Annotated in this window: 14 protein-coding genes and 1 tRNA gene; 8 read left to right on the top strand and 7 right to left on the bottom strand. The window is 54.5% G+C overall.

What is annotated here, in order from left to right:
* Window positions 1–204: 204 nt before the first annotated feature.
* From ecnB to efp, 3 genes are all read right to left on the bottom strand, one after another.
* Window positions 205–351, bottom strand: a complete 147-nt coding sequence (gene ecnB, locus F9C28_RS03650) for a lipoprotein toxin entericidin B (protein WP_199013888.1) — start codon at window positions 349–351, stop codon at window positions 205–207.
* A gap of 93 nt (window positions 352–444) precedes the next feature.
* Complete coding sequence (locus tag F9C28_RS03645; RefSeq protein WP_199013984.1) at window positions 445–576, bottom strand: entericidin A/B family lipoprotein; 132 nt, start codon at window positions 574–576, stop codon at window positions 445–447.
* Window positions 577–646: 70 nt separating this feature from the next.
* The gene (efp, locus tag F9C28_RS03640; protein WP_199013887.1) at window positions 647–1,213 is read right to left on the bottom strand and encodes an elongation factor P; all 567 of its coding nucleotides are present in this window, start codon (window positions 1,211–1,213) and stop codon (window positions 647–649) included.
* A 40-nt stretch (window positions 1,214–1,253) separates the two neighbouring features.
* On the opposite strand from efp, the gene epmB reads away from it, so the two are divergent.
* Complete coding sequence (epmB, locus tag F9C28_RS03635) at window positions 1,254–2,300, top strand: EF-P beta-lysylation protein EpmB (RefSeq protein ID WP_199013886.1); 1,047 nt, start codon at window positions 1,254–1,256, stop codon at window positions 2,298–2,300.
* 56 nt (window positions 2,301–2,356) lie between these two features.
* Here the strand turns inward: epmB and F9C28_RS03630 are convergent, their stop codons facing one another.
* The 3 genes from F9C28_RS03630 to F9C28_RS03620 form a co-directional block, all read right to left on the bottom strand.
* Window positions 2,357–2,710, bottom strand: coding sequence for a DUF4156 domain-containing protein (locus F9C28_RS03630; RefSeq protein ID WP_199013885.1), 354 nt, complete (start codon window positions 2,708–2,710; stop codon window positions 2,357–2,359).
* A 152-nt stretch (window positions 2,711–2,862) separates the two neighbouring features.
* Window positions 2,863–4,509: a chaperonin GroEL gene (gene groL, locus F9C28_RS03625; RefSeq protein WP_199013884.1), complete on the bottom strand. Its 1,647-nt coding sequence runs from the start codon at window positions 4,507–4,509 to the stop codon at window positions 2,863–2,865.
* Window positions 4,510–4,548: 39 nt separating this feature from the next.
* A complete protein-coding gene (locus F9C28_RS03620) occupies window positions 4,549–4,842 on the bottom strand; it encodes a co-chaperone GroES (RefSeq protein ID WP_036103188.1) in 294 nt (97 codons plus the stop codon).
* Between the two features lie 249 nt (window positions 4,843–5,091).
* Here F9C28_RS03620 and yjeH point away from each other — a divergent pair, with 249 nt between their 5' ends.
* Window positions 5,092–6,354: an L-methionine/branched-chain amino acid transporter gene (gene yjeH, locus F9C28_RS03615; RefSeq protein WP_199013883.1), complete on the top strand. Its 1,263-nt coding sequence runs from the start codon at window positions 5,092–5,094 to the stop codon at window positions 6,352–6,354.
* Window positions 6,355–6,401: 47 nt separating this feature from the next.
* On the opposite strand, the gene F9C28_RS03610 is transcribed toward yjeH, so the two are convergent.
* Window positions 6,402–6,878: an FxsA family protein gene (locus F9C28_RS03610; RefSeq protein ID WP_199013882.1), complete on the bottom strand. Its 477-nt coding sequence runs from the start codon at window positions 6,876–6,878 to the stop codon at window positions 6,402–6,404.
* A 333-nt stretch (window positions 6,879–7,211) separates the two neighbouring features.
* On the opposite strand from F9C28_RS03610, the gene aspA reads away from it, so the two are divergent.
* The 6 genes from aspA (at window position 7,212) to F9C28_RS03580 (ending at window position 13,005) form a co-directional block, all read left to right on the top strand.
* Window positions 7,212–8,648, top strand: coding sequence for an aspartate ammonia-lyase (gene aspA / locus F9C28_RS03605; protein ID WP_199013881.1), 1,437 nt, complete (start codon window positions 7,212–7,214; stop codon window positions 8,646–8,648).
* A 119-nt stretch (window positions 8,649–8,767) separates the two neighbouring features.
* Window positions 8,768–10,069, top strand: coding sequence for an anaerobic C4-dicarboxylate transporter (locus F9C28_RS03600; RefSeq protein WP_199013880.1), 1,302 nt, complete (start codon window positions 8,768–8,770; stop codon window positions 10,067–10,069).
* 103 nt (window positions 10,070–10,172) lie between these two features.
* Window positions 10,173–10,496, top strand: a complete 324-nt coding sequence (gene cutA / locus F9C28_RS03595; RefSeq protein ID WP_199013879.1) for a divalent cation tolerance protein CutA — start codon at window positions 10,173–10,175, stop codon at window positions 10,494–10,496.
* Entirely contained in the window at window positions 10,472–12,187 is a 1,716-nt protein-coding gene (locus F9C28_RS03590) for a protein-disulfide reductase DsbD (RefSeq protein WP_199013878.1), read from the top strand. The genes cutA and F9C28_RS03590 overlap by 25 nt, the downstream gene beginning before the upstream one ends.
* A gap of 51 nt (window positions 12,188–12,238) precedes the next feature.
* Window positions 12,239–12,814 carry a transcriptional regulator gene (locus F9C28_RS03585; RefSeq protein ID WP_199013877.1) on the top strand — a complete coding sequence of 192 codons (576 nt, stop codon included), beginning with the start codon at window positions 12,239–12,241 and terminating at the stop codon, window positions 12,812–12,814.
* Between the two features lie 115 nt (window positions 12,815–12,929).
* Window positions 12,930–13,005 (top strand) — tRNA-Phe (locus F9C28_RS03580).
* Window positions 13,006–13,931: the final 926 nt, after the last annotated feature.

The following is a 13,931-nucleotide window of genomic DNA, read 5'->3' as shown; positions in this document are numbered from 1 at the left end:
CAGGTATGGGGTCGTCCCCGGATCAAAGACAATTTTACCGGTCGTCCGGTAAAACGGCGCCCGCCGCAACAGGCGCTGCAGACAGAGAGGCAGTATCAATGTGATGGCAAACAGTGTGAATAAAATGCGCGCAGTGGTCAAGAGGATCGCCGCGACAGGAACGGTACGCAGCACCGCAACGTACCGTTCCGGTGTGGCTGTGAATTAATTTTGCGCTTTAGTGGCAGCGCCAGAAATGGCCGAACCGCCTGCCGAGATATCCTGGCCGACACCACGGGTGGTGTTACAGCCACTCAAGACGGTCGAAAGCACGAGCACAGAAAAAATAACTGCGAGGGTTTTCTTCATCATATCGCTTCCTGTTGTTGACAGTTTTGGTCGCTTTTTAAGCATAGCCAAATTATCAACACATCTGCGAATTACCTGATAACGCCGCCAGATACGTTAACTGGCCGCGTGGCTGATTATCCCCCCAAGATCGCGAATATCTTCACCGACACCGCGGGTGGTATTGCACCCGGTCAGTAAAAACGCGCTCAGGAAAAACAAGATAAGCAATCGGGATATGCGGGTCATCATCCGTTCCTGTGATGATTTTTCACCAACGCGGCGCGGCAGATAGCCGCACCGCTTATCTCTGGTGTAATTATTTTACACGAGAGACATATTCGCCAGAGCGGGTATCCACACGGATAACTTCGCCAATCTGAACGAACAGCGGAACCTTAACCACTGCACCAGTGCTCAGGGTTGCCGGTTTACCACCAGTACCTGCGGTATCACCTTTCAGGCCCGGATCAGTATCAACAATTTCCAGTTCAACAAAGTTCGGCGGGGTTACAGAAATCGGCTGGCCGTTCCACAGGGTCACGATACATTCAGCCTGATCCAGCAGCCATTTTTCGTTGTCGCCGATGGCTTTTGCGTCGGCGGCCAGCTGCTCGAAGGTTTCGTTGTTCATGAAATGCCAGAACTCACCGTCGTTGTACAGGTAAGTCAGGTTCATATCCACAACATCTGCGCCTTCAGCGGAGTCAGTAGATTTGAAGGTTTTTTCTACACGGGTACCGGTCAGCAGACGGCGCAGTTTTACGCGAGCAAATGCCTGACCTTTACCTGGTTTCACGAATTCACTGGATTCGACCGCATAAGGTTCGCCATCCATCATGATTTTAAGACCGGAACGAAAATCGTTGCTAAAATAAGTCGCCATAAGGCCCTCTGAATTTGTTAACTGGTACGAAGCCAAAAAAATGGCAGACATTGTAACGCTAAACCCCTCTTACAGAGAAGATTGGATCGCGCAACTTGGTGATGTTATCACCGATCCTGACGAACTTTTGCGCATTTTAAGTCTAGACGATCATCCGGAATTGCTGGCAGGCCGCGACGCCCGTTCACTTTTCGCGCTGCGGGTGCCGCGTTCTTTCGCCGCCCGTATGGAGCCGGGTAACCCCAATGATCCGCTCTTACGCCAGGTACTCACCGCCCGGGAAGAGTTTATGCAGTTACCCGGCTACAGTACCGACCCGCTGGAAGAGCAGGACAACGCTATCCCCGGGGTGCTGCATAAGTACCAAAACCGGGCGTTGATGATCCTCAAAGGCGGCTGTGCGGTGAACTGCCGCTACTGCTTCCGGCGCCATTTCCCCTATAACGAAAACCAGGGTAATAAACGCACCTGGCAGGGGGCGCTGGACTATTTTCGCCAGCAACCGGCCCTGGATGAGATTATCTTCTCCGGCGGTGACCCGATGATGGCCAAAGATAACGAGCTGGACTGGGTGATTAGCGCGCTGGAAAATATCCCGCATATTAAACGCCTGCGTATCCACACCCGCTTGCCGATTGCGATCCCGGCCCGTATTACGCCAGAGCTGGTGGCGCGCTTTGAACGCTCGCGGCTGCAAATCCTGCTGGTTAACCATATTAACCACGCCAACGAAATAAACGACGCGTTCCGCGATGGCATGGCGCGGCTGCGCCGGGCCGGTGTGACCCTGCTCAACCAGAGCGTGATGCTGCGTGGGGTGAACGATAATCCGGATACCCTGGCGGACCTCAGCAATGCGCTGTTCGATGCCGGCGTTATGCCTTATTACCTGCACGTGCTTGATCGGGTCCAGGGCGCGGCCCATTACATGATAAGTGATGATGAGGCCCGGGAAATTATGCGCGGTTTAATGCAGCGGGTATCCGGCTATATGGTGCCGAAGCTGACCCGGGAAATTGGCGGTGAACCGAGTAAGACCACGATTGATCTGCGAATGCGCCAGCACCCGGATCATGAGATTAACTAACCTTATCAGCACAGACAAAAGTGCCGGGTAGCCCGGCACTTTTCTGCGGCCCGGGATCAGTTCGGGCACTTGTAAACCTGGCCGACCATTTTCGTGGCGGTGGGAACAAAACTGGACAGCATGCTCTGGGTGGGGGTAGTAACACCATAGAGTACGTTACCGCCCATGGCTGCCGCCTGATTACGTAACGCATTTGCCGCGCTGCGCATTGACCCACCCTCTTCACCATCCTGCCCGGACAACCAGTTACTCTGCTCACCGGTTGCCGTGCCCAACAGCCGGCATTCACTGCCGGGTTGCTGCTCTACAAAACGTACGCTCTGTCCGCTGCTGCTCAGCTGGTTGCCGGTGCTACAGCCTGCGAGTAACAGTGTAGTGACAACCATTCCTGCTGAAATTATTTTTTGCATGTTGTTCCCCGTAATCGATAAGCCGGATAAAAACCGGACAAATCCTTATACTAAAAACGGCGGCAAAGAAAAACCCCCGAACATCGCTGCCCGGGGGTTTGTCGTGTGGGTATACAGCGTGTTGCGCCGACAGGCGCAACACGTGCGGCAAATTACATCATGCCGCCCATACCACCCATGCCGCCCATACCGCCAGCAGCACCTAAATCAGGCGCATCGCTTTTCGGCAGGTCGGTTATCATGCATTCGGTAGTGATCATCAGACCCGCAACAGATGCCGCGTACTGCAGTGCAGAACGGGTCACTTTGGTCGGATCCAGGATACCCATGTCGATCATGTTGCCATACTGTTCGGTCGCCGCGTTGTAACCGTAGTTACCTTCACCGCCGCGCACGTTGTTCGCCACAACAGACGGCTCTTCACCGCAGTTAGCCACGATCTGGCGCAGCGGCGCTTCCATTGCGCGCAGCGCAACTTTGATACCGACGTTCTGTTCTTCGTTCTGGCCTTTCAGGTCAGCCAGTTTGGCCGCAACGCGAACCAGCGCAACACCACCACCGGCAACCACGCCTTCTTCAACCGCAGCACGGGTCGCGTGCAGGGCGTCATCAACGCGGGCTTTTTTCTCTTTCATTTCAACTTCGGTAGCGGCACCGACTTTGATCACCGCAACACCGCCAGCCAGTTTCGCTACGCGTTCTTGCAGTTTTTCACGATCATAGTCAGAGGTTGCTTCTTCGATCTGTTTGCGGATCTGACCAACGCGGCCCTGGATAGCGGCTTCTTCACCCACGCCATCGATGATGGTGGTGGTGTCTTTGTTGATAACAACGCGTTTTGCCTGGCCCAGGTCTTCCAGGGTGGCTTTTTCCAGTTCCATACCGATCTCTTCAGAGATAACGGTACCGCCAGTCAGGGTAGCGATATCCTGCAGCATCGCTTTACGACGGTCGCCGAAGCCCGGTGCTTTAACCGCAGCCACCTTCACGATACCGCGCATGGTGTTAACCACCAGGGTAGCCAGCGCTTCGCCTTCAACGTCTTCAGCAATGATAACCAGCGGTTTGCCGGCTTTTGCTACTGCTTCCAGCACCGGCAGCATTTCGCGGATGTTGGATACTTTTTTGTCAGCCAGCAGGATGAACGGGCTTTCCAGTTCAACCGCACCAGTTTCTGGTTTGTTGATGAAGTAAGGAGACAGGTAACCGCGGTCGAACTGCATACCTTCAACCACGTCCAGTTCGTCTTCCAGACCGGTACCGTCTTCAACGGTGATCACGCCTTCTTTACCGACTTTATCCATTGCTTCAGCAATCAGCTTACCAACGGTTTCATCGGAGTTAGCGGAGATAGTACCAACCTGCGCAATCGCTTTAGAGTCAGCACACGGTACAGACAGCGCTTTCAGCTCTTCAACTGCCGCGGCAACGGCTTTGTCGATCCCGCGTTTCAGATCCATCGGGTTCATACCGGCGGCAACGGCTTTCAGGCCTTCGTTAACGATGGACTGTGCCAGAACAGTTGCAGTGGTAGTACCGTCACCCGCAGCGTCGTTCGCTTTAGAGGCAACTTCTTTTACCATCTGAGCGCCCATATTTTCGAACTTGTCTTCCAGTTCGATTTCACGAGCAACGGAAACACCATCTTTAGTGATGGTCGGCGCGCCGAAGGATTTATCCAGCACTACGTTACGGCCTTTCGGGCCCAGAGTGACTTTAACTGCATCTGCCAGTACGTTAACGCCGCGCAGCATTTTCACACGAGCGTCGCTACCAAATTTTACGTCTTTAGCTGCCATTCTTTCCTACCTCAAATTTGTTCGGTTTAGCGCAAATGATTAAGCTTCAACAATTGCCAGAATGTCGGATTCAGACATGATCAGCACTTCTTCGTTGTCGATCTTTTCAGCTTTTACACCGTAGCCATCGTTGAAAATAACGATATCGCCAACTTTTACGTCCAGCGGTTTCATTTCGCCATTTTCAAGGATGCGGCCATTGCCAACAGCCAGCACTTCACCACGAGTAGATTTGCCCGCAGCGGAGCCGGTCAGAACGATGCCGCCAGCAGATTTGGATTCAACTTCTTTACGCTTGACGATCACACGATCATGCAATGGACGAATTTTCATTGATAACTCTCCTTTGAGAAAGTCCGTAACGGTTGTTGGGTTGCGCCGGGGTGTATATTCACCTCAGCTGGTGACGAAAGAGATGGGGATGGGGTATCCCGCCTTCAAGGGGGAAAATGAAAAAAATTTTCCTGATGCGGCTTTGCCGACAAAAATTCGCTGAACCCTGCAAAATACAGGGATTTAGCCGCCATCATCGCAAAACCCGGTTGTGCTACCATTGGCCTTTCTTTCTCGCAGGGCAGGGTCATGAGCGGTCTTAAACAAGCGCTGGGGTTAACCCAGGGCATCGGCTTACTTTCCACCTCGTTACTGGGCACGGGGGTATTCGCGGTACCGGCCCTGGCAGCCACGGTGGCCGGTGATAATAGCCTGTGGGCCTGGCCGGTGCTGATCCTGCTGGTATTTCCGATTGCTATCGTTTTTGCCAGCCTTGGCCGCCACTACCCCAGCGCGGGCGGCGTGGCGCATTTTGTCGGCCTGGCGTTCGGCCCCCGCCTTGAGCGGGTCACCGGCTGGCTATTCCTTTCGGTTATCCCCGTTGGGCTACCCGCGGCCCTGCACATCGCCACCGGGTTCGGCCAGGCGCTGTTTGGCTGGCACGATACCCAGTTGCTCCTGGCGCAACTGGGCACCCTGGCCATTATCTGGTGGGTGGGTGCCCGGGGGGCCAGCACCAGTGCCAATTTACAGGTAATCGTGGCGCTGCTGATCGTTGCGCTGATCGCGGCTATCTGGCTGGCGGGGGGCATGACTGTCAGCCGTATCCCGTTCCCGGCGGTCAACCAGATTAACCAGCCGCAACTGTTCGCCGCGCTCTCGGTAATGTTCTGGTGCTTTGTCGGGCTGGAGGCATTCGCCCATCTGGCCACTGAATTTCGTAACCCGATGCGCGATTTCCCCAGAGCCCTGATAATTGGCCTGCTGCTGGCCGGTGCGGTTTACTGGGCCTGTACCGCCATCGTGCTGCACTTTCATGCCTTTGGTGCCGATCGGGCCGCCGCGGCTTCACTGCCCACCATCGTGGTACAGCTCTTTGGGGTTAACGCCCTGTGGATCGCCTGCATTATTGGCTACCTGGCCTGCTTTGCCAGCCTGAATATCTATATCCAGAGCTTTGCCCGGCTGGTGTGGTCACAAGCCCAGCGCAAACCCGCCAGTTATCTGGCCCAGCTCAGCGCCCGCCAGCTACCGGTCAATGCCCTGAAGCTGGTGCTTGGCTGCTGTGTGGTGAGCTCGCTGGTTATCTATCTGGTGGGGATTAACCTGAATACCCTGATCGTCTATGCCAACGGTATCTTCATCATGATTTACCTGCTGTGTATGCTGGCGGGCTGCCGGTTACTGACAGGGAAAAGCCGCCTGCTGGCGGTGCCTGGCGCGCTGCTGTGCCTCGGACTGTTGCTGATGATCGGCTGGAAAAGCCTGTATGCGCTGATCGTGCTGGCGGCGCTCTGGTGGTTGCTCCCTCCTGGGGTGGCCAGCGACCGGGCGCAAAAAAACGCCGGGTAACCCCGGCGTTTCACTGCACCACGTTGCCCCAACAGCGGGGAGCGTGCTTATTGATGGTGGTCTTTATCGTCCAGTCGCTGTTGCTCATCGCTCTTACGCTGAAATTCACCGTCAAACGTCTGGCCACCGCCGGTGCCGCCACCAGCGCTAAAGCCCCCCGGGAAAGCGGAAAAACGCAGGTAAGGCATCAGCCGCAGGGTTAAATGCTTTTGTACCGGCGGCAGCAACAGCAGCAGGCCAAGGAAGTCAGTAAAGAAGCCGGGGAGCACTAACAACAGACCGGCGATGATCAGCGAGACGCTTTTGATCATTTCTGCTGCCGGGCTGACACCCTCCGCTATTTTCTGCTGCATCAGCATCAGATTCTTAAATCCCTGATTGCGGATCAGCGAGAAACCCACCATCGAGGTGAAAATCACCAGCAGCAGCGTTAACAGGACGCCAAGCACGTGTGCGACCTGTACAAAAATAGAGATTTCTACGTATACGTAGAGAAAAAATGCAATAAACGGTATCCAGCGCACCGTATTCTCCTGTCATGGGTGGCGTCTTCAGCGAGACGCCAGCTACACTCATATCCTGTTGTTAACAGATGGTGGCGCTTATGCCAAAAAGCAACCACCCGCCATAACAGTTTTTTGCGCGCATCATAATCAGTGAGTCGTTTCACAGAATCGGGAAGAGAATTTCGTTCCCCTGGTAATAAGTGATCCAGGTTACTGCTTTTCGCTATTATCAGAATATGATCATGGTCAGATGGCTGATTACGGACATAATATCGGTTAAAGCGTTAGACAACCAAAATATCCTGTGTGAGAGCAGGGTTCATCACTGGCAGACTGAATAAGAAGGTTCACATGCTCAATAACATTCGTATCGAAGAAGATTTGTTGGGGACCAGGGAAGTACCAGCGGATGCTTACTACGGCGTCCACACTCTGAGAGCGATTGAAAACTTTTACATCAGTAACAGTAAAATTAGCGATATCCCTGAATTTGTGCGCGGTATGGTGATGGTGAAGAAAGCCGCTGCACTTGCCAATAAAGAGCTACAAACCATTCCGAAAAGCATTGCTAACGCCATTGTCGCTGCCTGTGATGAAGTCCTGAACAACGGCAAATGCATGGATCAGTTCCCGGTAGACGTTTACCAGGGCGGTGCCGGTACCTCGGTGAACATGAACACCAACGAAGTGCTGGCGAACATCGGCCTTGAGCTGATGGGCCACCAGAAAGGGGAATACCAGTACCTCAACCCGAACGACCATGTTAACAAATGCCAATCCACTAACGATGCCTACCCGACCGGTTTCCGCATCGCGGTATATACCTCTATTGTCAAACTGGTGGACGCAATCCATCAGTTGGAAGACGGCTTTAAACGTAAAGCCACAGAATTCGCGGATATCCTGAAAATGGGCCGTACCCAGCTCCAGGATGCGGTGCCGATGACCCTCGGCCAGGAATTCCACGCTTTCAATGTACTGCTGAACGAAGAAACCAAAAACCTGCTGCGTACCGCAGAGCTGCTGCTGGAGGTCAACCTCGGCGCTACCGCCATTGGTACCCGCCTGAACACTCCGGACGGCTACCAGCAACTGGCCGTGCAGAAACTGGCGGAAGTCAGCAACCTGCCGGTGGTGGCAGCGGAAGATTTGATTGAAGCCACGTCAGACTGCGGCGCTTATGTCATGGTCCACAGCTCCCTGAAACGCCTGGCGGTGAAGCTATCCAAAATCTGTAACGACCTGCGCCTGCTCTCTTCCGGCCCGCGGGCTGGCCTGAACGAAATCAACCTGCCAGAACTGCAGGCGGGGTCGTCCATTATGCCGGCGAAAGTTAACCCGGTGGTCCCGGAAGTGGTCAACCAGGTCTGCTTTAAAGTCATTGGTAACGACACCACGGTGACCATGGCGTCCGAAGCGGGCCAGCTGCAGCTTAACGTGATGGAGCCGGTTATCGGCCAGGCGCTGTTTGAGTCAGTCCATATTCTGACCAATGCCTGCTATAACCTGCTGGAAAAATGCATTAACGGCATCACGGCAAATAAAGAAGTGTGCGAAAGCTACGTGTATAACTCCATCGGCATCGTGACCTACCTGAACCCGTTCATTGGCCACCATAACGGTGACATTGTCGGTAAGATTTGTGCCGAAACCGGGAAAAGTGTCCGGGAAGTGGTGCTGGAGCGCGGCCTGCTGACCGAAGCAGAGCTGGATGATATTTTCTCACCGCAGAACCTGATGCACCCGGCCTACAAAGCGAAACGTTATACCGATGAAAGCGAACAGTAACCGTCCCGGGTTAACATAATCCTTAAAGGCACGTCCGGAGTGACGTGCCTTTTTCTTTTTATAATGAAACAAATAAACAACAATTAATCATCTTCAAGTTAACCAACAAGGAAGCATTTATGTTTGGAGCTGAACTCGTTATCGTCCTATTGGCGATCTACCTCGGCGCCCGGCTCGGTGGCATAGGCATTGGCTTTGCTGGCGGTCTGGGCGTATTGGTACTTACCCTCGTCTTTCAAATCAACCCTGGCGCTATCCCCTTTGATGTTATTGAGATAATCATGGCGGTGATTGCCGCTATCGCCGCAATGCAAATTGCCGGCGGGATGGATTATCTGGTGAGCCTGGCAGAGCGCCTGCTGCGCAGTCACCCCAAATACATTACCTTTCTCGCCCCGCTGGTCACCTGGTTTATGACCATCCTGGCGGGTACCGGCCATACCGCGTTTTCGACCCTGCCGGTTATTACCGAAGTGGCCAAAGAGCAGGGCATCCGCCCTTCCCGACCGCTCTCTATCGCGGTTATCGCCTCCCAGATAGCCATCACCGCCTCACCTATCTCCGCCGCGGTGGTGTTTTTTGCCGGGCTGCTGGAGCCGATGGGCGTCAGCTATTTGACCCTGCTGGGGATCTGTATTCCGGTGACCCTGGTGGCGGTAATGATAACCGCCGTGTTGTGTAACTTCCTCGGCTGTGAATTAAAAGACGATCCGGTGTATCAGGAGCGTCTGGCAAAAGGCGAAGTAAAACTGCGCGGCAGCCAGGTTTTTGAACTGAAACCTTACGCTAAACGCTCCGTGCTGCTGTTCCTGATAGGGATTGTGGCGGTGATGTTCTACGCCACCGCCATCAGCGATACCGTGGGCCTGATCCAGAACCCGGTGCTGCCGCGTAACGAAGCCATCGTGGTGTTTATGCTGACCATCGCCACCCTGATTTGTATTACCTGTAAGGTGGATACCGGCGAAATCCTTAACGCCAGCACCTTTAAATCCGGGATGAGTGCCTGTGTCTGCGTACTGGGCGTGGCCTGGCTGGGTGATACCTTCGTCAAGCACCACATTCAGGATATCCAGGCGGTTGCCGGCGACCTGCTGCAAACCTACCCGTGGCTGCTGGCGGTGGTGCTGTTCTTTGCCGCAACCCTGCTCTATTCCCAGGCGGCCACCACCAAAGCGCTGATGCCCGCGGCCCTGATGTTGGGGGTCACCCCGCTGACAGCCATTGCCTCGTTTGCGGCGGTATCCGCCCTGTTCGTGCTGCCCACCTACCCAACCCTGCTGGCGGCAGTGGAAATGGACGACACCGGTTCCACCCGGATTGGCAAATATGTCTTTAACCATGCATTCCTGATCCCCGGGGTGGTCGCCATTGCGCTGTGCGTGATCCTCGGCTTCCTGGTCGGCGGCATGGTGCTGTAATCCTCTGATCAAGTGGGCCGCATTCCGGCCCACTTTCCATTTCCTGTTTCTGTCATCTCATCATGCTATAGTGCCCTTCTGATTTGCTCAGACGAGGTGAACCATGACTGCGACCCAGGCTGTTGTTGTACTTTGCACGACCCCGGATGAAGCCAGTGCCCAGGAGCTTGCGGCGTTAGTGTTAGGCGAAAAGCTTGCGGCCTGCGCCACCCTGCTGCCCGGCGCGACCTCACTCTATTACTGGGAAGGGAAACTGGAGCAGGAATACGAAGTGCAAATGATCCTCAAAACCGATCAGTCCCATCTGGATGCGCTGATGGTCACCCTGAAACAACATCACCCCTATAAAACCCCTGAAATTCTGGCACTCCCGGTTGCCCATGGAGAGAGTGAGTACCTGTCATGGCTTTACGCTTCATTACGCTGATACTGCTGTTTTTCAGCACCACCGCATCTGCGGGCCTGTTTAGTCATCAGGGCAATAGCCGTTTTGCCCCGGTAGATCAGGCGTTTGCTTTCGAATTTCGCCAGCAGGATCACCAGCTGGCCCTGAGCTGGGATATCCAGCCCGGCTATTATCTGTACCAGAAACAGATCCGTCTGGTGCCGGAAAACGCCCGAATTACCCCGCCCGCGTTGCCGGGGGGCGAGCCCCACGAAGACGAATTTTTTGGTAAAACCACCGTATATCGCCAGGGGCTGAAACTGGCCGTCAATCTTCCTGAGGTCCAGCGCGGTGGGCAGCTTAGCGTGACCTACCAGGGCTGTGCCGATGCCGGTTTTTGCTACCCGCCAGAAACCAAAGTGATCCCGCTGAATGCGGTGGCCCCGCAGCCTGGCGCACCGGTAGCTGAGCCCACCATCGCCCAGGCACCGGCCCCGGAAACCGCGGCACCCAAACTGCCCTTTTCTGCCCTCTGGGCGCTGTTAATTGGTATCGGGGTCGCCTTCACCCCCTGCGTTTTGCCGATGTATCCGCTGATTTCCGGGATAGTGCTCGGTGGCCAGCAGCGCCCCGGCACCGCCAGAGCGCTGCTGCTGGCTTTTGTTTATGTGCAGGGGATGGCGCTGACCTATACCGCCCTCGGGCTGGTGGTGGCCGCGGCCGGGCTGCAATTCCAGGCGGCATTACAAAACCCCTGGGTGCTGATTGGCATTTCGGCCCTGTTTGTCTTGCTGGCGCTGTCAATGTTTGGCCTGTTTACGCTCCAGCTCCCTTCCTCGCTGCAAACCCGTCTCACCCTGTGGAGTAACCGCCAGCAGGGCGGCTCGCTGTTCGGGGTATTCGCCATGGGGGCCCTGGCCGGGCTGATCTGCTCCCCCTGCACCACCGCACCGCTGAGTGCGATCCTGCTGTATATCGCCCAGAGCGGTAATATGCTGGCCGGTGGTGGGACGCTGTATCTGTATGCCCTGGGGATGGGGCTGCCGCTGATCCTGATTACGGTATTTGGTAGCCGCCTGCTGCCGCGCAGTGGCCCGTGGATGGAGCATGTCAAAACCGCCTTTGGTTTTGTTATCCTCGCCCTGCCGGTGTTCCTGCTGGAGCGGGTGCTCGGTGAACTGTGGGGCGTGCGCCTGTGGAGTGCGCTGGGGATCGCTTTTTTTGGCTGGGCGTTTATCACCAGCCTGAACGCCGAACGCCGCTGGGGACGGGTGCTGCAAATCGTGCTGTTTGCCGCCGCCCTGATCAGCGCCAGCCCGCTACAAGATTGGGTATTTGGCCAATCCCACCAGGCCGCAGCGGCAGATCACCTGACCTTCACCCGGATTAACAGCGTGGACGATCTTGATAAGGCCCTGGCCGCTGCCCAGGCGAAGGGCAAGCCGGTGATGCTTGATCTGTATGCTGACTGGTGTGTGGCCTGTAAAGAGTTCGAAAAATATACCTTCAGCGCGCCACAAGTACAGCAGGCGCTGTCCGGCGCCGTATTATTGCAGGCTGATGTCACGGCAAACAGCCCGCAGGATGTGGCCTTGCTCCAGCGCTTGCAGGTGCTGGGTTTACCCACGATTGTCTTTTTTGGTCGCGATGGCACCGAACCCCAGGGAACGCGCGTTACCGGGTTTATGGATGCGGCGGCCTTTGAAGCACATTTGCACAATCATCTGCGGTAAATAACACTCTATGGGGGGGATCTACCGTTGGATAAAACAGAGGATATTAACGTGCAACGCGAAGAAACATTAGAGCTTGCTCTGCAAGTCCTTGAACATCAGGGGCTTGCAAATACAACACTGGAGATGGTTGCCCGGAAAGCGGGGCTCTCGCTGGCGGAATTACGCCGTTTCTGGCCGGATACCGAAGCCCTGCTGTATGACGCGCTGCGTTATCATAGCCAGCAAATTGAGGCCTGGCGGCGTCAGGTTTTTTATGACGACACCATGAGCGCCCACGCCAAGTTGCTGGCGCGTTATGCCGGTCTTACCACCTGCGTGAGTAACCAGCGTTACCCGGGGTGCTTGTTTGTAGCGGCCTGTAGCTTTTTCCCGGATGCGGCACACCCGATTCACCAGTTGGCTAATCAGCAAAAACGCGCGGCATGGGAGTTCACTCACGCCCTGTTAACCCAACTGGAAGTGGATGACCCGGCTATGGTGGCTGAACAGATGGAACTGGTGCTGGAGGGCTGCCTGAGCCGCCTGCTGGTCAAACGCAGCCAGGCCGATGTGGATACCGCCCGCCATCTGGCAGAAGATATTTTGCGCTTTGCCTGCTGCCGTACCGCCGGTGCGCTGACCTGAAATTCACCAATTACGGGCGTTTTGACTGAAAATCAGCCAATCAACACGCAATTTGGCTTTTTTTAGTGGAAAACCGTTGACGCTCCAGCGCCTTTACGGTTTAATGCGCCCCGTTGCCCGGATAGCTCAGTCGGTAGAGCAGGGGATTGAAAATCCCCGTGTCCTTGGTTCGATTCCGAGTCCGGGCACCACTATTCATAAGGCCTTGCTGAAAAGCGAGGCTTTTTTCGTTTCTGGCTACGGTAGATTTCTGGTAGTTACAGAACGTTATTTGTTTGCTGGATTCTTCGTCGTTTTCTTAGTTGTTCTTTGCTTTTAAAAACATCTATACCCTCTAATGTGTCTATATCTTGCCCCCGGCTACGGTCTCTCTACGGTCAGTTACGGTTTCTCTTCTCTCTGGTTGTTCATAATGATTCAAAAACGCGGGGGAAATGGGGGAATCGGTATTTAGCCTTAATCTACTGGTCTTTAAGGGTTTCTGATACGGGGAAAACAGTGGGGGACTCCCCTTCTGCACTCGGGGGCAATCTGATCACATACATTTCCCACCTGTTGTTCGGGGAAACCCACCTTTCCGCCCACTAGAATAAAAGTCTATTTTCCTTTTAAGTCATATGATCATGACACTTCCCCGTTTCCCCCGTCAAAATAAAACCATTCCAGTGAGATGTAATACGAACTGACTCAGACACATATTATTTCTTTGAGTACCTTCCCACGGCATCTTTACCCTTCAGACCAGATCAGGACCGTAAAGCCTGTATCGTCTGCTTTTCACGTCTTTATTCCTCTTCTGTGGCACCTGCATACCCTTCGCCACAACAGTAAATCCACTCTGTCATAAACACTGCCGTACCAGGGATGGCTCAACCCTGACGTTCTTTACGCCAATCAAGGAGCTAATATGTGCAGCCTGACACGCTTTCGTTTTACTAATCAGCTCATCAAATGCCTTCCCCCTAATCCACCTGAGAGTTATGATTATCGATAAAGAATACGCACTTGTAGATGCGACCGGCTTTGTTGAATAAATCGAACTTTTAGCCGAAATTAGGATCAGATCACCACACTCCTGACCCTGTAGCGACATCCTGTGACAAAGCAAAAGTTCAAA

Source organism: Shimwellia pseudoproteus (assembly GCF_016415625.1).
Classification (GTDB): domain Bacteria; phylum Pseudomonadota; class Gammaproteobacteria; order Enterobacterales; family Enterobacteriaceae; genus Shimwellia; species Shimwellia pseudoproteus.
Note: the sequence above shows the minus strand (reverse complement) of the source record. Positions and strands in the feature narration are given on the sequence as shown.

What these genes read in the sequence shown, in the direction of transcription:
- F9C28_RS03630 (WP_199013885.1), bottom strand. Translation starts at nt 2,710, where the DNA reads ATGCAAAAAATAATTTCAGCAGGAATGGTTGTCACTACACTGTTACTC.
- yjeH (WP_199013883.1), top strand. Translation starts at nt 5,092, where the DNA reads ATGAGCGGTCTTAAACAAGCGCTGGGGTTAACCCAGGGCATCGGCTTA.
- cutA (WP_199013879.1), top strand. Translation starts at nt 10,173, where the DNA reads ATGACTGCGACCCAGGCTGTTGTTGTACTTTGCACGACCCCGGATGAA.
- epmB (WP_199013886.1), top strand. Translation starts at nt 1,254, where the DNA reads ATGGCAGACATTGTAACGCTAAACCCCTCTTACAGAGAAGATTGGATC.
- aspA (WP_199013881.1), top strand. Translation starts at nt 7,212, where the DNA reads ATGCTCAATAACATTCGTATCGAAGAAGATTTGTTGGGGACCAGGGAA.
- F9C28_RS03620 (WP_036103188.1), bottom strand. Translation starts at nt 4,842, where the DNA reads ATGAAAATTCGTCCATTGCATGATCGTGTGATCGTCAAGCGTAAAGAA.
- groL (WP_199013884.1), bottom strand. Translation starts at nt 4,509, where the DNA reads ATGGCAGCTAAAGACGTAAAATTTGGTAGCGACGCTCGTGTGAAAATG.
- efp (WP_199013887.1), bottom strand. Translation starts at nt 1,213, where the DNA reads ATGGCGACTTATTTTAGCAACGATTTTCGTTCCGGTCTTAAAATCATG.
- F9C28_RS03600 (WP_199013880.1), top strand. Translation starts at nt 8,768, where the DNA reads ATGTTTGGAGCTGAACTCGTTATCGTCCTATTGGCGATCTACCTCGGC.
- ecnB (WP_199013888.1), bottom strand. Translation starts at nt 351, where the DNA reads ATGATGAAGAAAACCCTCGCAGTTATTTTTTCTGTGCTCGTGCTTTCG.
- F9C28_RS03590 (WP_199013878.1), top strand. Translation starts at nt 10,472, where the DNA reads ATGGCTTTACGCTTCATTACGCTGATACTGCTGTTTTTCAGCACCACC.
- F9C28_RS03645 (WP_199013984.1), bottom strand. Translation starts at nt 576, where the DNA reads ATGACCCGCATATCCCGATTGCTTATCTTGTTTTTCCTGAGCGCGTTT.